At 63.9% G+C, this 18,369-nt stretch carries 15 protein-coding genes; 6 read left to right on the top strand and 9 right to left on the bottom strand.

What is annotated here, in order from left to right; genetic code table 11:
* Nucleotides 1–31: 31 nt before the first annotated feature.
* A complete protein-coding gene (locus H556_RS0105320; protein WP_024353451.1) occupies nt 32–1,057 on the top strand; it encodes an alpha/beta fold hydrolase in 1,026 nt (341 codons plus the stop codon).
* Between the two features lie 124 nt (nt 1,058–1,181).
* Nucleotides 1,182–2,381, top strand: a complete 1,200-nt coding sequence (locus H556_RS0105315) for an MFS transporter (protein ID WP_155802407.1) — start codon at nt 1,182–1,184, stop codon at nt 2,379–2,381.
* A gap of 43 nt (nt 2,382–2,424) precedes the next feature.
* Here the strand turns inward: H556_RS0105315 and H556_RS0105310 are convergent, their stop codons facing one another.
* From H556_RS0105310 to H556_RS0105295, 4 genes are all read right to left on the bottom strand, one after another.
* On the bottom strand, nt 2,425–4,695 hold the full coding sequence (locus H556_RS0105310; protein ID WP_024353450.1) for a TonB-dependent receptor: 2,271 nt from the start codon (nt 4,693–4,695) through the stop codon (nt 2,425–2,427).
* Nucleotides 4,692–5,657 (bottom strand): FecR family protein, encoded by a 966-nt coding sequence (locus H556_RS0105305; protein WP_162140896.1) that lies wholly within the window; start codon nt 5,655–5,657, stop codon nt 4,692–4,694. The genes H556_RS0105310 and H556_RS0105305 overlap by 4 nt, the downstream gene beginning before the upstream one ends.
* Before the next feature lie 40 nt (nt 5,658–5,697).
* The gene (locus H556_RS0105300) at nt 5,698–6,213 is read right to left on the bottom strand and encodes an RNA polymerase sigma factor (RefSeq protein ID WP_024353448.1); all 516 of its coding nucleotides are present in this window, start codon (nt 6,211–6,213) and stop codon (nt 5,698–5,700) included.
* A 139-nt stretch (nt 6,214–6,352) separates the two neighbouring features.
* Nucleotides 6,353–7,093 (bottom strand): SDR family NAD(P)-dependent oxidoreductase, encoded by a 741-nt coding sequence (locus H556_RS0105295; RefSeq protein WP_024353447.1) that lies wholly within the window; start codon nt 7,091–7,093, stop codon nt 6,353–6,355.
* A gap of 84 nt (nt 7,094–7,177) precedes the next feature.
* Here H556_RS0105295 and H556_RS0105290 point away from each other — a divergent pair, with 84 nt between their 5' ends.
* A complete protein-coding gene (locus H556_RS0105290) occupies nt 7,178–7,837 on the top strand; it encodes a TetR/AcrR family transcriptional regulator (protein WP_024353446.1) in 660 nt (219 codons plus the stop codon).
* 59 nt (nt 7,838–7,896) lie between these two features.
* On the opposite strand, the gene H556_RS0105285 is transcribed toward H556_RS0105290, so the two are convergent.
* On the bottom strand, nt 7,897–8,301 hold the full coding sequence (locus H556_RS0105285; protein ID WP_024353445.1) for a Rid family hydrolase: 405 nt from the start codon (nt 8,299–8,301) through the stop codon (nt 7,897–7,899).
* Nucleotides 8,302–8,441: 140 nt separating this feature from the next.
* On the opposite strand from H556_RS0105285, the gene H556_RS0105280 reads away from it, so the two are divergent.
* Nucleotides 8,442–9,062 (top strand): TetR/AcrR family transcriptional regulator, encoded by a 621-nt coding sequence (locus tag H556_RS0105280; protein ID WP_024353444.1) that lies wholly within the window; start codon nt 8,442–8,444, stop codon nt 9,060–9,062.
* A gap of 19 nt (nt 9,063–9,081) precedes the next feature.
* Here H556_RS0105280 and H556_RS0105275 read toward each other — a convergent pair whose 3' ends face one another.
* Genes H556_RS0105275 through H556_RS16625 form a run of 4 tightly spaced genes read right to left on the bottom strand, consistent with a single transcriptional unit; the run spans nt 9,082 to nt 13,167 of the window.
* The gene (locus H556_RS0105275; protein WP_024353443.1) at nt 9,082–10,170 is read right to left on the bottom strand and encodes an ankyrin repeat domain-containing protein; all 1,089 of its coding nucleotides are present in this window, start codon (nt 10,168–10,170) and stop codon (nt 9,082–9,084) included.
* Nucleotides 10,171–10,180: 10 nt separating this feature from the next.
* Complete coding sequence (locus tag H556_RS0105270; protein ID WP_024353442.1) at nt 10,181–11,239, bottom strand: alpha/beta fold hydrolase; 1,059 nt, start codon at nt 11,237–11,239, stop codon at nt 10,181–10,183.
* Between the two features lie 48 nt (nt 11,240–11,287).
* Nucleotides 11,288–12,295, bottom strand: coding sequence for an NADP-dependent oxidoreductase (locus H556_RS0105265; protein WP_024353441.1), 1,008 nt, complete (start codon nt 12,293–12,295; stop codon nt 11,288–11,290).
* The gene (locus tag H556_RS16625; RefSeq protein WP_162140895.1) at nt 12,292–13,167 is read right to left on the bottom strand and encodes a hypothetical protein; all 876 of its coding nucleotides are present in this window, start codon (nt 13,165–13,167) and stop codon (nt 12,292–12,294) included. Before H556_RS16625 ends, H556_RS0105265 begins: the two co-directional genes overlap by 4 nt.
* Nucleotides 13,168–13,522: 355 nt before the next feature.
* Here H556_RS16625 and H556_RS0105255 point away from each other — a divergent pair, with 355 nt between their 5' ends.
* Together H556_RS0105255 and H556_RS0105245 are read left to right on the top strand one after the other, a co-directional pair.
* Entirely contained in the window at nt 13,523–13,831 is a 309-nt protein-coding gene (locus H556_RS0105255; RefSeq protein WP_024353439.1) for a GNAT family N-acetyltransferase, read from the top strand.
* Nucleotides 13,832–14,547: 716 nt separating this feature from the next.
* Nucleotides 14,548–18,276: an autotransporter outer membrane beta-barrel domain-containing protein gene (locus tag H556_RS0105245; RefSeq protein WP_081650878.1), complete on the top strand. Its 3,729-nt coding sequence runs from the start codon at nt 14,548–14,550 to the stop codon at nt 18,274–18,276.
* Nucleotides 18,277–18,369 lie beyond the last annotated feature (93 nt).

Below are 18,369 nucleotides of genomic sequence, written 5' to 3'. Positions count from 1 at the left end.
TTCTAGCGGCGCGTCGGCAGAAGTCCCATCCATGCCGCCCGCGCGTTACGTTGAGACAAACGGCATCCGCATGGCTGTCTATGAGGCTGGCAGCGGCCCCGCTATTGTGCTGCTTCACGGCTTCCCGGAACTCGCCCATTCTTGGCGAAACCAGATTCCGGTCCTCGTTGACGCCGGGTATCACGTCATCGCGCCGGATCTTCGAGGCTATGGCCTGACTGATCGACCGGCTGCGGTGGAAGACTACGACCTTGCCCATCTCATGGACGACCTCGTGGGCTTGCTTGACGCCTTGGATATCGAGCAGGCCGTGTGGATGGGTCATGACTGGGGCGGAATTCTCGCCTGGCAGATGCCGCTTTTCCACCCAAGCCGCAGCCAGGGCGTGATCAGCGTCGGCACGCCGCACATCCCTCACTGGCAGTTCTGGTTGCAGCCGGAGCTGATAGCCGGACTAGCGCCCGAAGGCTTTGTTCCGGACCCGCTAGCCGATCCCGTACAGCAGATGCGACAGGTCTATAACTCAGACATGTATGTGCTGATGATGCTCGATGGAGACGAAGGGGACCGCCTTCTGGCGCTCGATCCGGGGCGCTCCTTCCGAAGCATGGTGCGTAAAAATGTCATCGCACCAGACGATTACTTCAGCTTGCCTGCAGAATACCGGCAAATGGCCTTCTACACGCCGCTGGGTTCGCCTGAGGGGGCTTTGCTCGGCGAAGCCATCCTCACGGACGATGAGCTCGCGTTCTTTGCAGCGAGCTTCACGCGGACCACTTTCACGCCCGCGGCGAATTGGTACCGCAACCTGTCCCGTAACTGGGAGGCCGGTCTTACGGTTGACCAGACGGTACGTGTCCCGTCGCTCATGATCGCGGCGTCGGACGATGTGGTGTTTACGCCTCGCATGGCGGAGGGGATGCACGAGCACGTGCCCGATCTCGAGGTCGTCGTCATTGCCGGGGCAGGGCATTGGACGCAAATCGAAAAGCCGCAGGAAGTGAACGAGGCAGCTCTTGCCTGGCTTGCAACGCGCTTCCCGTCGACGACGCAGTGACGCGAGCGCTGGGCCCTATTGCCGTCCAGCAGCGGCGAGCGCCGCGGAGCCCGCAGAGCTCCACCGGTCGCGGATCGCGACTGCCTCGCTGTCAGCGGCGAGGGGCCAAGAACGAGAGGCTCTCATGCTGTCCGATATATGTGTTGCTGTCGCAAGCGACGCGGCGCGCCCCCCCAAGCAGGCGCCGCCAGCCTGGGGCGCCGTCATTTCCATGTCGTTCGGTGTTTTCGCACTGGTGACGGCCGAGGTGCTGCCGGCGAGCCTTTTAAGGCCGCTGGCGGAGGGTTTGGGGGTTACCGAGGGCGCGGCCGGGCAGGCGGTGACCGTGACGGCGTTTGTCGGTCTTCTCACCAGTCTGTTCATTTCGACTGTGATCGGTCGCCTGGACCGCAGATGGGTGCTCATGGCCTTTTCGGTGCTCCTGGTCGCTGCCAATGTGATTGCGGCCAGCGCGCAAGGGATCGCCATGCTGCTGCTTGGGCGGATCCTGACCGGGATCGCCTTGGGAGGGTTCTGGAGTCTGTCGTTCGCCGTCCTGATCCGTCTTGTTCCCGAGCGGGACGCGCCCAGGGCGCTTTCGATCATGTTCATGGGCGTGTCGGCGGCGACGGTCCTGGCGATCCCAATGGGCGTCTACCTGGGCGGCCTGGTCGGTTGGCGCGCGGTTTTTGTTGCGGCGGCGGGGCTGGCGTTATCTGCCCTGCTGCTTCAGATCCTGACGCTGCCGCCGCTTCCCGCCCAAGGCAGGGCTCGCGCCGGAGTCCTTCTCGAAGTGCTGCGCCGCCCCGGCGTAGGCGTCGGCATGACGGCTGCACTCCTGGCTTTTGGCGGCCATTTCACTTTTTTCACCTATCTGCGCCCATTTCTGGAGACCGTCACCGGCCTCGGTATCGATGGCGTTGGCCTAATTCTCCTCGGCTTTGGGGTGGCCAATCTCCTGGGCGCCTATTGGATTGCCTCTGTCATCCGTCGGTCGCTGCGTTTGGCCCTGGTGCTGCTTCCGGTGGTCATGGCGGCGACGGCGATCGCCTTGACGTTAGTCGGAGGTCTGTCGGCCCCTGTCGCGATTTTGATCGCCTTCTGGGGCGTGGCTTCCGCAGGGGTTCCTGTGTCCTGGTCGACGTGGGTGACCCGGTCCGTCCCGGATCAGACCGAGGCAGGCGGGAGTCTGATCGTTGCGGCTGTCAGTCTTGCGACCGCCGTAGGCGCTGGGCTTGGCGGGGCGATCCTAGATCTGGCGGGGCCGCGGAGCGTATTTCTCGCCAGCGGCGTGATGTTGGCTGCAGCGGCCATGATAGCCGCAAGCCGGGTCAAAATCAGATAGGCTGCGCCTGATAAAGCCGGCGGGTCGGCCCTCGCCCCGGGGTTCAAAAGGCGGCGAAAACGCCAATTCGCGCCGTGATGGGGCGGAGAGGCGAAATGCGGGGCGACGACAACTGGTAGGGCGAACCCAGCCCGAACTCGACAGCGTCTTCATCCAGCACATTGGAGATGTCCAGGGTCAGGGCTTTTCGATCGCCGCCCAGCCGAGCCGACAGGTTGAGCTTAAGGTAGCCGCCCTGCGGGGTTTCCAGGCCAGGGCCGTAGCCAGGGCGGGAGCGTCCGACATACCGAGCGGCGGTTCCCAGGCGAAACCAGGGGGAGACGTCCCAAGTCGCGCCGACATAGGCGCCGGCCGAGGCCACGTTGGGAATGGCGTCGCCGTCGGGGACGATCACGCCGGGCCGTTGCGAGCGGAGCCGGCTGTCGTTGAGAAAGAGATTGCCCGTCAGCGATAGGGTCGCCACGGGCCGCCACGACGCCTTGGCCTGGAAGAAGCGGACGACGCCATCGCCGATATTGTCGGTCACGAGATCGCCGCCGAGGGTCGTGATGTCCGCCTGAACGTCGCGCCAGTCTATGCGCCCGAAGGACGCCTCTGCGGACCAATCAGACCTCAGTCCGCCGGTGCGGACGCCGAGTTCGGCATAGGTCAGCCGATCTTCCTCATAGGCGTGGAAGCCGCCTCCGCTGCCGTCGAGGCCGCCTGGCCGGACCCCCTGTTCGAGGCGCGCGAAAATCTCCAGCGGTCGGGACTCTCGACGCCACCGCAGGGTGAGGGCCGGGACCAGAGACAAGGTTCTCCCATCGGGCTGCTCCGCACCCGTTGCGGCAGGATCCGTGGTCCGGGTGCGGTATTCGATCCGCGCCGCCGACGCCCGGCCGCCGACCGCGAGCTGCAGATCCGGGCCGATCTCGAACGCTGCTTCGCCGTAGAGGCCGGCTTCCAGGGCGTCGCGCGTCACGCGGGTCCGGGTCATGGGGGCGGCGTCGTTCTGGAAGTCTCGGGCGCGTCGCGCGGTTAATCGGCCCGCCGCAAGAGAAAGGTTGAGACTGGCGGTGACGGGGCCGTCGATGATCTCCAGCCGGGTCTCGCTCGACGCCATGAATGAATCCTGGGACCGGGCCGCGGCGGCTGGGCTGGCGGGCGAAGGACTGGCGTCGAATTTTTCGTCCAGGGTCTGTCGCGACAGGATCGCCGATTGAAGGAAGCGTACGCCGCCAGCGCGACGCACGGCCGTGACCCCCGTCAGAGCGATCCGGCTCTCGTAAGGTTCGGCGATCCGCCGTGTCGGCGCTCCCTCGTACAGGGGGCGATTACGGCTGTCGTCCGCCTGGATATCCTGGACGGCGATTATTCCCGTGACCGTCCATGCTTCGCCCCTGCGGATCAGGGAAGCGCGCAGGCCGATTGTGGATACCGCGTCATCGGCCTGGGCTCCGCCGTATCCGCCGCCGTCGCGTAGGCTGTAGGCCGCCACGCGCCATGCGGTCTTGTCGTCGATGGGCGCGTTGATGAATCCGGACGCGTCAAAGCCGGCTGCGCCGTCGCGCGTGGCTTGGATCCCCGTCGCAAGCGAGCCTTCCGTAGCCCCCGGATCCGGAGGAGTGGGGATGAGCCGGACTACGCCGCCAATAGAGCCTGTGCCGAAGCGAGCGCTTTGCGGGCCCTCGAAAACCTCCACGCTCTGGATGTCGACCAGGGCAAGGTCGGGATGCGGGGCTCCGGCCCCGATCCGGAAATCGCCAAGGTAGACCCCGACCGTCGATTGTAGGGGGCCGCTGAAGGCCGAGTCGGACACGCCGCGGATAAAGAGTTTATTGCGTCCCGATCCTTGCCGCGTGGAATCCACGGTGGAGGCGAGATCGGACAGGGCCGCAACAGCGTGCCGTCCAGTCTGGAGGTCAAGCGCTTCCGCGGGCAGCCGGACGCGGCCCTCAGCGCCATCCAGGGGGCTGCGGGCAGGCCGGGCGCGCACCACGACATCGGCGACCGCAACAGGCTCCGTCAGTCTTGGATCCGCCGAAACGGCGGGGCGGTCCGGGCTGGCGGCGACGATCCGGTAAAGGCCCGGGCCGATGCGATCCGCTCGCGCTTGGGCCGGTGCAAGCCAGCGATCCAGAGCCGCCTCCGGCGTCATCCGCCCTCGCAAGGCTGGCAGACGCCGCGATCCCAGCGGGGTCGAGACGACCACGTCGATTCCCGTCTGCTCGGCGATGCTGTAGACGCCTTGAAGCGCAGGGCCGGAGCGGACGTCCACGGACGTCAGGGGTTCAGACGCGACAAGGCCCGCGACTGCAAAGGCGATGATCGTCAATGACCCGTCGCGGCCCCCACCCGCCAGCCGTCCCGCTCGACCGTCACTGGCGCACCCAGCAACTGCGCCAGTCGTTCGGGGGACTGCGCCACGGCTCCGTCAGCCGAGAGGCTCCCGGTGAAGCGCCGATCTTCGACATCGGGCGAGACAGCGATGCGCCGGCCCTGGACGCGGGCCAGATCTTGAACCACGACCGACAATGTCTCGTCATGGTAGGTGAGGCGGGATGATCGCCAGCCCGCGACGCTCGCAGGAGGCGTCGAGCGCAGATGGAAGCCGTCTGGCGCGACCATGACGCCCTCGCCTGGCTCAAGGTCGACGCGGTCCGCACCGCGAGCGACGCGCACCAAGCCTTCGGCGACCTCGACGCGGACACCCTGATCAAGGCGTGTCACGTCGAAGACGGTGCCGAGATCCGTCACGACCATATCGCCGATCCGGACCTCGAACGGGCGGTGACGGTCATGGACGACGGTGAAGAGGGCGCGTCCCTCTTCCAGCTTGGCGAAGCGGGGGTTGCGGCGGTCCAAAACGATGCGACTGCCTCCCGCCAGGGCGATTTCGCTGCCGTCGGCGAGGGCTAGGGTCATGGGCTGGCCGTCAGGGCTCTCGACGATGGAGTGCCGACCGGGCACGGTGACGGCCAGCCAGAGTCCAAAGGCCAGGGCGGCGGCCAGACCGCCGAGGGCGGGGAGCGTCCAGCGGCGGCCGGCTCGCGTCCGGCCGCCCGCGCGGGGGTCTGTGGGCGCGGCCGTTGGCGCGGCTCCCGAAGCGGGCCACGAGATCGACCCGAGCGTGTCCACAAGCTCGGCTTCCTGCTCCGCCAGCGTCCAGTAGGCCTTGGGGTGTTCCGGCGAGGCGTCCAGCCAGGCCTGCCAGCCGTCCCAGTCGTCGAACAGAGGGTCGTTGACGCGTAGGAGCCAGTCCAGCGCGACCTGTTGAATGTCTTTGGATGCGGTCATCGTCGCCATCCCTCTAAGACGCCGCGAACAGCGTTCGCCCTCATGTCTCGTCCTCGCTCACGTCCAGAAGGGCGGCGTAGGCGCGCCTGAGATGTTTTTCCACCGTGCTGAGGCCCATTCCCAGATCGGCGGCGATCGCCTTCTGAGTTTCGCCGCCTAGCCGGTGACGACGCAGAATGGTGGCGGCGGGCTCGCCGAGAATGGCGAGGCGCGTCTCTACGGCACGCAGGGCTTCTCGGGCCAACAGGCTGCGCTCCGGGGTCGGCGTCGCCCTGGGTTCGTCCACGTCCTGGTCGCGGATCCAGGCGCCGTCTCTCGTTGCCGCGCGGCGCGCTTGTCGGCGACGATCCAGCACCACCGTATAGACCATGCGGTAGAGGTAGGCGCGTGGTTGGGCGATCGGCGTCTTGACCGCCTGCGTTCGCAACCAGACGTCTTGGAGGACGTCTTCTGCGTCCGGGCCGGCGCCCATGGCGCGCGCGCGGTGGAGAAGCGTTGGCCGAAGCTCGAGAAAGACCGCCTCAAGTCCCGAGGGCGGCGCAGAAAGCTTCGTCATTCGCTGGGCTAACCGTAGGGGGGGTTTTCAGGGCAAGATCAGAAGGGCGTGGAGCGCCGGCCCCGACCTGATGATGGCCGGGGCCGGTTATGCTGGCCGTGCTAAGAGGTTTTGTGCGCGAATGAAACCGCCCTGCGTCTCAGGCGACGCCGCCGCCGTCCGCAGTCAGGACAGAACCCGTGACGACGCTCGCTGCGGGACTCGCCAGGAAGACCGCTGCGTTTGCAACCTCGGCAGGCTCGCTGAAACGCCCAATCGCCGAAAGGCTCCGCTGAACCTCCGCGCTCGCGCCGTCCGCCGGGTTAGCTTCCGTGTCGGTCGATCCGGGATGCAGGAGGTTGACGGTGATACCTTTCGGGCCCAGTTCACGCGCCAGTCCGCGGGTCAGCGAAAGCAGCGCTGACTTGGACATGGCGTAGGCGGTCACGCCCGGGAAGGGCACGCGGTCCGCCAGGTTCGAACCTACGAAGACGATGCGCCCGCCCGCAGGAAGGTGAGGGATCGCCGCCTTTGCGAACAGCACCGGCGCACGAACGTTGACGTCCATCAAATGCTGATAGGCGTCTACATCCAGGTCTTCGATAAAGCCGTTGTGGGCGATGCCCGCGCTATTGACGAGAATGTCGAGTCCGCCGAGCGCTGAAACGGCTTCGCTGACAGAGCGCGCGATAGCGGCGGGGTCGGCGCTGTCAGCCTGAATCGCGACGGCCTTACGCCCCCTGCCTTCAATCCCGGTCTTCACGGCTTCGGCTCTCGCCGCCGAGTTTTGATAGGTAAAGGCGACATCGGCGCCGTTATCCGCAAGGGCCTGGGCGATGGCGGCTCCAATGCCTCTGGAGCCGCCTGTCACCAGCGCGCGCTTTCCGGTCAGATCAGTCATCGTCTTTCATCCATTTATGCATCGATTGATGCACAATAACTTGGGGACTTGCGTGGGGGAGTCAATAGATATATTCAGTGATCGATGCAGAAATCAGGCGAAGTGACGATCCATGCCCCGCCGACACGCCGTGGACGCGGGCGGCCGCGGGCGTTTGATCGTGAGAAGGCCCTCGGCGCCGCCACCAACCTGTTCTGGCGAAATGGGTACGAGGCGACGTCGATCGCTGATCTGACCGCTGTCATGGGGATCGGGACGAAGAGCCTCTATGCGGCCTTCGGCTCCAAAGAAGCCCTGTTTGCCGAGGCGCTTCAGCACTATTATGAAACCTACGCCAGGCTGGGATGGACTGGCTTTGAAGCGGCGACAACCGCGCGAGAAGCGGCGCGGACTTTTCTTTACGACTCAGCCGCCGCCCTCAGCGGAGCCGTCTCCGACCGGCCTCGCGGCTGTATGCTGGCGATCGCCTCAGTCGGTTGCGAGGGGTTGCCGGCGCTTAACGCTTTCGCCCAATCCATCCAGGGGACGTTCGAGCGTCTGGAGGAGAGATTTCGAAAGGGCGTCGCGGACGGAGAGTTGGGGGAAACCGATGATGCGAGCCGCCTGGCCAAGTTCGTCGAGACCATCCAGTACGGCATGACGATCCAAGCGCGAGGCGGGGCTGGTCGTGCTGAGCTAGAGGGTGTTGCTGACGTCGCCATGGCGGCCTGGGACGGGATTGCCGGATCCGCCCATAAAGCCTGACCGGCGTCGCACAGGGCATTGGCTGGATACAGCCTGCCCTGCGGAGCCGTGCTGTGGAGCTAGAGTTCTGTGGTCGACGGGATGCGAGCGATGACCTTGATCTCGAAATCAAAGCCCGACAACCAGGTGGCGCCTACGGCCGTCCAGTTCGGGTAGGGGGGGTCTCCGATCACGGCGTTGCGAACCTGCATGACCTGGTCGAACTGGTTCTCCGGGTCGGTGTGAAAGGTCGTCACATCGACCACGTCCTGCAGCGTGCAGCCTGCCGCCGCCAGGACCTCGATCAGATTGTCGAAGGCGAGTCGCACCTGTTTGGTGAAGTCCGGCTCAGGCGAGCCGTCGGGCAGGCTGCCGACCTGGCCGGATACGAAGAGAAGGTCGCCGGATTTGATGGCGGCGGAGTAGCCGTGCGTCTCATAGAGGGCGTGGCGGCCTGCAGGGAAAACAGCTTGGCGTTGGGTCATGGACACTTCAGGGCGCCGACACTGCGTGGCGAAGCCCCGCCTTTTCTAGTCAGTGATTTGGTGCGATAGTATACGTGACGTATGCGAATATGTAATCGCATACGTATCGTATGTCAATGGGTGACATGGAGGTTGGCTTGGTGCGAAGATCGCGCAGCGAAATGATCGAAGAGACGCGCGCAAAGCTTATGCGCGCGGGTCGCAAGGCTTTCGCCGAGAAGGGCTATGCCGGGGCGTCTATGGATGACTTCACCGCCGAGGCCGGCCTCACCCGCGGCGCGCTCTATCACCACTTCGGCGACAAGCGCGGCTTGATGCAGGCGGTGGTCGAACAGATTGATAGCGACATGGCGGCGCGTGCGCGCGCCATCGGGCGTAAGGCCGCGACGCCGTGGCGCGCTCTCCTGGCCGAGGGCGCAGCCTATATCGAAATGGCGATGGACCCCGAGGTCCAGAGAATTGTCCTGCTGGACGGTCCTGCGGTGCTGGGCGACCCCTCGCAATGGCCCAGCCAGGATGGATGCCTGCAGGCGACGATTCAGGCGGTCAGAGCTCTGATCGAGGAAGGGCAGCTCAAGACGGTGGACGCCGAAGCAGCTGCGCGGCTGTTGAACGGCGCGGCCCTGAACGCGGCGATGTGGGTCGCAACAGCTGATGATCCCAAGGCTGTTCTGGGACGGGCCACGGAGGCCTTCAACGCCTTTGCATCCGGCCTCCTTGCGCCGTCGCAAGAGGCCCCCCTCCATGAGGGGACGGCCTGACGCCGCGCCGACCTTTTGGCTAGGCATGGCTGCGGACGTCGTCAGGCCCGCGCCTTGGTCCGGCTTCGCTCAGAAGACGTGCGATGTCATCGTAGCCGAGACTGATGGCGAGTTGGCGGGCAGTCATCCCGGCGTGAGTTTCGAGGTCGAGGCGGGCGCCTGCCTCTACAAGCACGACTGCGACAGCGAGATGGCCGTGCCACACGGCGTCGTGCAGGGCGGTATAGCCGTTGTAGGCGCCTTGAGCGTCGATATCGAGCGCCCGGCCTCCGTCGCGATGTTGCACCAGAAGCCGCGCAACATCAGCATGCCCCATATATCCGGCCTCATGTCCTGCGGTGGCGCGCATCAGGCCATTCAGTAGCGAGATATCCGCTCCGGCTTCCAGCAGGGCGCGAACGATCTCTGCACGCCCATCCCGCGCAGCGAGGCCGAGAGGGGTGTAGTCGTCGTCCAGCGTGCCGAGCATCGGCGCCCGTTCGTCGATCCAGGCCCCGTCCGCAATCCGCTGTCGGACCTCTTCAACGTCGTTGGCCTGGACCGCCAGCATCAGCGCTTGGGAGGCGGCGCGGGCGCTGATCCTCTCTTGGGCCGCTTCCAGCAGCCTAGCGATCTCGATGAGATCGTCAGCGCGAGCCAGGTCGAGCGCGGTTTTGTCGTAATGGGTTCGGATCCCGGTCTTGGCCCCGCGATCCAAAAGGCGCCGGACTGCTATTTCCTGTTTGTGCAGAACGGCATCCATCAACGCCGTATGACCCAGGGTCGGTGTTTGCTGATCAATAAAGGCCCCGTGGTCGAGCAGAAGCGCAATCACGTCCGCATCGCCTGATTGCGCAGCCTTGTGCAGGGCCGTCGCCCCCATGCGAGGCTCAGTAGCGTGCAGGTTAGCCCCTCCGCTAAGGAGGATTTCGACCACGTGCGCTCGGCCGAAACCCGATGCGATCATCAATGGCGTCAGTCCGTTCTCATCTGCTTGATTGATGTCAGCGCCAGCCTCGACGTGCGCGAGGATGGCGGTCAGATCCTCGTTTCGCACATTATCGATGAGAGTCAGGTTCGCCTCCTTACAACAGATGTCTGGGCAGGCTGCCGACCGCAGCCTGCCCATTTGAGCGGAGTCAGATCGACTTCAGGAACTTCAGCAGCTCCGCGTTCACGCGGTCGGCCGCCTCATGCTGGATCCAGTGCCCTGCGTTTTCGATCATGATCTGGTCGACCAGGCCGGGTTGCCCTCGCCGCAGGTCGCTCAGCGACGGCCCCCCCGGGTGGAAGAACTGGCACAGACCGTCCGCCTCGCCCCAGATGTACAGGCTCGGTTGCCGAATGGGCGCGTTCTTGAATGCCGACGTGAGGTCGAAGGTCTCCGGCAGCGAGCGATAATAGTTCATCCCGCCTCGGAAGCCGCCCTTCGTGAAGGCGCGGATCGTATGGGCGACATAGTCGGGGTCCGCCCAGTCGGGGACGGAGACCGGCGCCGGGCGCAGCATATGTCGGGCGGGATCGACCGGATCCCAGCCTGTGCCGGCCGGTGGGCTCGCCGACAACCAGTAGAGAATGCTCGGAATCGATTGCGACGCGGGCTCGAACATCTGCTCGGCGCCGTCGCCAAGCATGCCCAGCGCATAGTAGCGCTCGCCGAAGCCAAGCTCGCGCAGGATGTCCCAGTAATTGGCTTCGCCACGTGGCGCGTAGGGAATGCTGAGGCTGACCAGCGCCCGGATTCGGTCCGGGCGAAGCAGGGCTGTGCGCTGCGCATGGTCGGCGCCCCAGTCGTGGCCGACAATAACGGCTGTGGGAACGCCGAGCGCATCCAGCACGCCAATGATGTCCCCGACGATGTAAAGAGACGAATAGAGCTCTGTTTCGACGGGCGCGTAACTGTCGCCAAAGCCGCGCATGTCGAGCGCGATGGCGCGGTATCCTGCATCGGCCACAGCCTTCATCTGACTGCGCCAGGTGGCGGCGGTATCCGGAAATCCGTGGCAGAACAGAACAGCAGGACCGCTGCCCTGCTCGAGAACGCGGAACGGCTTGCCATTGATGTTGATCAGCCTGCTTTGAAGCGGAAAGTCGCCGCCTATTGCACCGATCGAGGCTGCAGCAGAGCCGCTAAGGCCGACGCCCAGTCCAAGCGCCACCGCGCCCTGCAGCAGGCGTCTTCTGGAGGAGGTGGTCATGTTCCTATTGCCTTTCGTGTCTCGGGTGTATGTTCTCAGTGAGAGTGCTTAAATACTATGATCCAGGCGAACGATCATTTTTCCAGTATTTTTGCCGTTAAACAGATCAATGAAGGCCTTGGGAGTGTTTTCTAGGCCATCAACGATTGTCTCGGTCCATTTTATGTCTCCACGATTGATCCATAGACTGATGTCACGATGTATATCGTTTATCATGTCCGAGTGATCGGTTACGATGAAGCCTTCCATGCGAATGCGCTTTGTGACGACCTGAAAGATATTTCTAGGACCCACGGGTTCACCGTTGTACTGGCCGATCATTCCGCAAAGTGGAAAGTGTGCGAAATCGTTTGCTGCGCTGATAGCCGCCTCTAGATGATCTCCGCCGACATTGTCGAAATAGACGTCAATGCCTTCAGGGGCAGCATCCATCAATGCTGCCGTTATGTCAGGGGTGTCCCTGTAGTTGATGACGACGTCTATGCCGGCCTCCTCAAGCAGCCAGCGCTCCTTGTCTTTTGAGCCGGTGGAGCCGATAACCCGACAGCCTTTGATCTTGGCGATCTGGGCCGCAATCGAGCCTACGGCTCCTGCCGCCGCGGAAATGAAGACGGTTTCGCCAGCCTTAGCGGCGCCGATCCGCAAGAGGCCGACATAGGCGGTCTGCCCGGGCAGGCCCAGCGGTCCGAGAAACGTTTGCGCTGGAAGGGACGATTCGATGAGGGTGGCCGCTGACGCATCAATGACGGCGCGATCGCGCCATCCAGAGAAGTGGCTCACCATGTCGCCCGGCGCGAACGCGTCGTCGCGGCTTTCGATGACGACGCCGACCGCAGCGCCATCCAAAGGCTCGTTGAGGCCGAAAGGCGCAATGTAGGACGGTTGGTCGACCATGCGCCCCCGCATGTACGGATCGACCGACAGCCATAGATTTTTAACGAGGAGTTGCTTGGGGCCGGGCGGCGTCAACTGGCGCTCTACCAAGCTGAAGCTTTGGCTGCTTGGCGTGGCCTTCGGGCGGTCTATAAGATGAAACTGGCGTGAAACGTAAGTCACTGAAAAATTCCTTTGCGAAGGGGCTGCGCAAGCTGCCCCGCCAGCGTTGAGGGGGGACCCAGCGTTTCCCAGGCCAGGCCGACAAGCAGGCCCAGCGCTAGAAACTCGAGCAGGAACTGGCTCCAACTGAACATGCCGATCCAGACGTTCTCGCCGGTGAAGAAGCCGAGCAGGAACGTGCCGCCAGCCACTCCCTTCACCGTGGCCGTCAGCGCGGCGAGCGTCAGCAGGCGAACCGTCCGGGAGGCGGAGATCTGCTCCCATGTGAGCGCTGCCATCAGGGTTACGCCAGCCACCGCTTCGATGAAGGTGGCGTAGGCTGCGATCATGACGTGGGCTGGGTAAGGGAAGCCGTAGAGGTCATCTCGCGCGAGCCAGGCGAAGGCTTCAAGGACCGGCGCCATGGCGGCCTTGATCGCGTCGTCCGCAAATCCCGCGAGCGCGCCGACCGCCAGGGCCGCTCCGAAAAACGACAGGAGGCTGCGGGTCCAGCGAGCCGCGATCACGCAGAGGAAGGCGAAGATCAAATCGCTCAGGACTGGTTTTACCAAGCTGAGCGCGGAGTGGCCCCACCCGCCCGTCACAACACCGTTCATGACCGCCGCTCGCAGGGTTTCCTGAACGGCTGCAATGATCAGGAAGGTCACAAGGGCCTGCGTCAGGATACTGAGACGCCCAAGGCGTGGTCGCGCGTAGCTGAGGAAAGCGAGAACCCCGCCTGCGACCGTCGAGTCATACAACCATCCGGCCCAGGCGGGGCCGTTTGGAAGCGGAAATGGGACGCCCGCCGCCAACAATCCCACATGAATGCTGAGAGCGGTAAAGCCAGCTGCGAGCAGGGCGCCAACGAGCATCCAGATCCGCGGCGACAAAGGTCGTTCCGTAAGCATTGGCTCGCCTCGAGCGATTGGGGGCGAAAAGGTCCATGAAGCGTCGGACAGATCGGCCTGCTCCAAGTCCCGACACGTTATCGTTCCTCTGGTGGTTCAACAGCCTCGAAATCTGCGTCACAGAGTTTCATGTCCAGGAACGATCGGGGGCGGGACAAAGCGGATGTGAATGCTTAGCTGGGGGCGTCAGGGCTCGTGCCGTTGGAGGTTCAAGACGTCCATCTTGTATTCTCGACACCGCCGGCGGGGACCTGATCAACATTTCACCAAGCGCTCCAAGGCCGGCAGGCAGCCAGGTCATGGCTTGAACCGCTACAGTGCTGCCGGAGGGCGGAATATGCTTGATGCAACCATTCGCAATAACGCTGATCAGAACCGTTACGAGCTGGAAGTCGACGGCGACCTAGCAGTCGTGACCTATAATCTGTCTGGAGCGAACCAGCTCATGATCACTGAAACCTTGGTTCCGGTGAAGCTTGAGGGGCAAGGGCTCGCGGCGCGTCTAGCCAAATATGTGATCGCCGATGCGGCGGCGCGTAAATTGCTGATCTTGCCGGTTTGTCCGTTTTTCTCGTCCTATCTGAAGAAGCATCCCGAGCACGCGGACGTCGTCCATCCGACCTATCGGGGCATTCTCGGCATCTGACGGACTTTTGCTGAGGGGGGGCCTCGTTGTTGGACGTGGGTGTCGACAGGCGGGGCTGGCTAACGCGCGCCTTTGCGCTCCGATCTCGAAGCGCTTCGCCGCGATATGAAGGGTTGAAGACCCTGCCACTATGGCTTCCAGCCGGATGGCGCAGTCCTCCCCTTGGGGGTAGTCGAGTCTCGAGCTGAGGTCAGGTCGAGAGCGTCCAAGGTAACGCAAGTCCCGCCGAGGCTGAGGGGCGCTGGACTGTGTCCGACGTTTGTTCGCTCAAAATTTAGCGCGACGTGGCGGGCGGACATCAAGAGACTGGCGTTGCCGAGGCGCAACGGACGGTGGTCGAGGCAGAGACCCCGGCTTACGCGAATGGCGTGTGAGACGTCCCTCTCAGTTCCGGTAGGCGGCCGGGTTAGCGACCGTCGCCCGGACCCGGCTCTCGGACGAGGTCTGGGTGCGGCGAACCGACCTTGGGCGCGCAGCCGGAGCGATGTCCATTCAGGAGGAGGACTGCGACGGGCAGGCGGCTTTACGGCGCGACGTGCCTAGTCTCCCTCATTCAGGCTGAAGGCGCTCTCGATTCATAAAGAAAAAATCTTTATTTATCAGCTTATTATCTCGGTCACTGGCTCATTTGGGCGGATTTTTCTCCGGGCAGCGTGCGGGTTCGAACCTTGGGCGGCGTCTTACGCCCAATATCAACGTCCAGATCGGGACATTCCATGAAGCACCCATCACTCGGCCGGCATGGCCGCCGGTTCCTGCTTTGCGGCGGGGCCGCGAGCGCGGCCCTTATGAGCGCCGGGGCGGTTCACAGCCAGTCTCTCGGCAACGACGCGTGCGGCCCCCTCGTCGAGGGCGTCGCGATTTGCGAACCAAGAGACTACCCTGACGGCATCCACTATGGCGGCGAGTATCCGGGCGATATTACGGTTCGACTTGAAGACGGCACGGTCGTGGAAACCGACCAGGGCCGCCCAGCTGTTCATGTGGTGACGCAGGGCGGAGCGATCAGTATCGAGGGCGCCGGGGCAACCCTCACGACGCACAACGCCAGCGGCGTGGCGGCCTACGTTGAAGGCGCTGGCGACGTCAGAGTGAAAGTGGGAGATGTCACAGCAATTTCGGACAATACCGGGACGACGCTTCGGGGCGTAGACACCTGGACCGATCATGGCGATACCGTCATCGACGTCGGCCATGTCCGGACGAGCGGCGATTACGCGACCGGCATCTCCGCTGGCAGCGTGTCGGGCGCGATCAAAATTCAGGCCAAATCGGTCGAAACTGACGGCTACATGGCTGACGGAATCTTCGCGCGCAGCGGCGGCTCCATCGCCATCAACGCCGGCCAGATCCAGACGGCGGGGGATGAATCCCGAGGCATTGTCGTCGACGGCGGCCTCGGCATGATCTCGATCAAGGCCGACTCCGTCGTCACCGCAGGATTTGCGTCTGACGGCGTGGTCGCGACGGGCGGCGGTCTGATGATCATTGACGTCAAAGAAATCCGAGGCGACGGCGACTATATTTGGGGCGTCAACGCCTTCAATGGCGTTATGGACTCGTCAGGCCAGATTAGCAGCGACTATACGGGCGTTTCAGTCGGAAAGATCGACCTGAAGGGCGCTCACAACATCGGCGTCAATCTTGGATCATGGACGCAGGCTGAAGCGGTCATTGATGATCTCACCATCAATGGTGATTTCGGCATAGGCGCGATGGTGACTGGAATTGAGAGAGCCCACCTTATGGTCGGTAGCGCGCGCTTCACTGGGGAGAACACCGGGGGGCTGGGCGCTGAATCCGACGGCGACGCCTACGTTTCCGTCGGCAGTCTTGTGAGCGAGAACGGATTTGGCGTCCTCGCCTACGGCAAGTACGGCACGGCTTTTGTGGACGCCGGGTCGATTGACGTTGGTGGCCACGAAGCGATCGGCATCAGTGCGGGTTCGCTAGAGGGCGGCGCTCTCGTTCGCGCCAAAGACGTGACGACGCGCGGCTGGAAATCCGTCGGGATCGCCGCGACCGCCTTCCGCGGGACCGTGCAGGTTTACGCCGGTGATGTGACGACCTTGGGTGACGAGTCGAGCGGCATCCTGGCGGCGGGTAAGGACGTGGTCGTCTCCGTCTCGGGGCCCGTTGAAACATCGGGTTTGCTCAGTGATGGCGTTCGAGCGGTGTCCACGCTTGGCGATGCTGTCGTGGTGGCCAGCGCCGGGGTCACGACTCGAGGGGACGCATCGCACGCCCTCCGAGCGGTCGGGCGCTATGGCGTGACGGACATCGGAGCGCATGACGATGTCACCACCTTCGGAGCTGCGTCCCACGGCGTCTTCGGGGGCGGAGAGAGCGGGGACGTGCGGATTGCGGCCAACCGGATCGTGACAAGCGGCGAAGGTTCGCATGGGGTCAACGCGCGGACCTACTATGCCGAATTGTATCAAGGGATGCCCGAAACTCCCTCGGAGACGCTGCTGAACGGCGATATCGATATTCGGGTCGTTGATGTGGCGGTGACCGGCGCCGGCTCCATCGGCATCAGCGCCCGCGGACGAGGTGATGCGAACCTGCTTGTGGGCGATGTCTCGTCGCGCCATCATCTGGCGATTGAATCCGATATGATCGGCGACATTGCTCTGGATCTGCGGGGCGCGGCCCGTTCTGAACTTGGCAGCGCAGTACTGCTGAAGGGCGGGAACGTGGACGCCAGGATCAGTGCGGGCGCCCGCATACAGGGCGCCGTCGACGGGCTGCTTCTGACAGCCGGATCGCGCTGCGTGCTTCCCAATCCGGATGATGGAAAGTCGCCGAACCCTTGCCCCAATCCTGGCGACGATGAAGGATACCATAACGATCCCGAAAAGCTGCAGCCGATCCTTCGAGACGGTGAAGCGGCGGTCAACAACGCAGGGGTTATCGTTGGCGGGACGGGACACGCCATCCGTCTGACCCACGGTCGACTGGCCCTGACCAATACCGGTCGGATTCTGGGCTCGTTGTCGCTCGCCGGGGAAGATGACCGGTTCGACAACGCCGGCCTGTTCGAGATGTCCAAGGACAGCGACTTCGGTGACGGCGTGGATCTGTTGCGCAACACCGGAATCGTCGCGCTGGCCGAAGGGAAGGTCGCGAATATCCTGGCCCTGCGTAACCTCGAGCGGTTCGAGAACGCCGGACTGGTCGACCTACGTAACGGCGCGATCGGCGATCAACTGACGATCTCGGGTGATTTTGCGGGTCAGGAGGGTTCGACAGTGGCGCTGGATATCGACCTGGCCAAGGGCGTCGCCGACCGGCTTGTGATCGGCGGTGCGGCGACAGGCAAGACAGGCCTGATCTTCAAGGGCGATTACTCCGTCGCCACCCTCGGGGGGCTGGATGGGCTGGTTGTCGTCGAAACGGGCGCAGGGTCCGATGCGGACGCCTTCAGCCTGGCGCCTGGCGCCGGCGACCTTGGTTTCGTCGGCCACAGTCTGTCCTACGACGCGGCGAACCGACGCTACGCGCTCCACAGCGCGGCCAGCGCGGCTGCCTACCGCCAGGTTGGACTGCTCCAGGCGCTAGACGGCGTCTGGACCGCAAGCAGCGATCTCGTCGGCTCTCAGAACGTTCGCTCTCGTGATGCGGCCTTCGATGGCTCCCCGCAGGGCGGCTTCTGGTTCGCTGCTCAGGCTGGGGAAAGCAACCGCGACTGGGATGCGGCCATGGTGGGCGGCGGAGATGTGGATCTGGGCTACAGCCAGGATCATCAGGGCGCTCAGTTCGGCTACGAGCGGGTGGTCAGCGAAAATGTCAGGGCGGGCGTCACCGCCGGCTATGGTCAATCATCGCTGGACTTCAGCGGCTCCTCTGACTCGTTCGACGTGTCGAGCTACAACCTCGGGGCCTATGCTGGGATCGTTCGGGGCGCCGTTTTCGCCAACGTCTTGCTGAAGTACGATCAGCATTCCGCAGAGCTCACGAGCACCGCGCTGACGCGCAAGGTCGATCTTGACGGCTCCACCTGGGGTCTGGACGTGGAAGGCGGCTATCGGCTTGGCAAGCCGACCCTGTTCTTTGAGCCCCTTGTCGCGCTGCGTTGGACGACGAGCAAGTCCGACGATCTCATCTCAGGCGCTCAATCCCTCTTGTTCAAGGACGCCGAAGATCTGTCCGGTCGCCTTGGGTTCCGTTTGGGCGGCGCTCGTGCCCTGGCCGGTGGCGATCAACTGAGCTTCTACGGCGGCGCTACCGTCGTCCATAGCTTCGGAGACGACTATCACCTCACGCTTGCCAGCGGTAATCGCCAAAGTGTCGAGGCTGAACGCGTCGAGACCTGGGGGCAGGGCGTGGTCGGCCTATCATACCGGAGTGAGCGAGGCTTAGAGACCTTCGCCGAAGGGCAGGGTGATGTCGGCTCCGGTTATGACGCTATGTCGGCGCGGATCGGCATGCGGATCCGTTTCTAGGTAGCTGTTGGTAAGGAAAGCAATGCCGGGCCGTGGTATTCTCTGGAGCCGGTGTTGTCGCTCCATGTCATCCCTTCCTGCCCCCCCGCGATG

This window comes from Brevundimonas naejangsanensis DSM 23858, from assembly GCF_000421705.1.
GTDB lineage: Bacteria > Pseudomonadota > Alphaproteobacteria > Caulobacterales > Caulobacteraceae > Brevundimonas > Brevundimonas naejangsanensis.
This window is presented reverse-complemented; position numbering and strand designations above follow the sequence as displayed.

Bases quoted from the DNA above. Each gene is read 5' to 3' on its own strand.
- H556_RS0105320 (WP_024353451.1), top strand. From the start codon at position 32: ATGCCGCCCGCGCGTTACGTTGAGACAAACGGCATCCGCATGGCTGTC.
- H556_RS0105315 (WP_155802407.1), top strand. From the start codon at position 1,182: ATGCTGTCCGATATATGTGTTGCTGTCGCAAGCGACGCGGCGCGCCCC.
- H556_RS0105305 (WP_162140896.1), bottom strand. From the start codon at position 5,657: ATGACCGCATCCAAAGACATTCAACAGGTCGCGCTGGACTGGCTCCTA.
- H556_RS0105300 (WP_024353448.1), bottom strand. From the start codon at position 6,213: ATGACGAAGCTTTCTGCGCCGCCCTCGGGACTTGAGGCGGTCTTTCTC.
- H556_RS0105295 (WP_024353447.1), bottom strand. From the start codon at position 7,093: ATGACTGATCTGACCGGAAAGCGCGCGCTGGTGACAGGCGGCTCCAGA.
- H556_RS0105290 (WP_024353446.1), top strand. From the start codon at position 7,178: ATGCAGAAATCAGGCGAAGTGACGATCCATGCCCCGCCGACACGCCGT.
- H556_RS0105285 (WP_024353445.1), bottom strand. From the start codon at position 8,301: ATGACCCAACGCCAAGCTGTTTTCCCTGCAGGCCGCCACGCCCTCTAT.
- H556_RS0105275 (WP_024353443.1), bottom strand. From the start codon at position 10,170: ATGGGCAGGCTGCGGTCGGCAGCCTGCCCAGACATCTGTTGTAAGGAG.
- H556_RS0105270 (WP_024353442.1), bottom strand. From the start codon at position 11,239: ATGACCACCTCCTCCAGAAGACGCCTGCTGCAGGGCGCGGTGGCGCTT.
- H556_RS0105255 (WP_024353439.1), top strand. From the start codon at position 13,523: ATGCTTGATGCAACCATTCGCAATAACGCTGATCAGAACCGTTACGAG.
- H556_RS0105245 (WP_081650878.1), top strand. From the start codon at position 14,548: ATGAAGCACCCATCACTCGGCCGGCATGGCCGCCGGTTCCTGCTTTGC.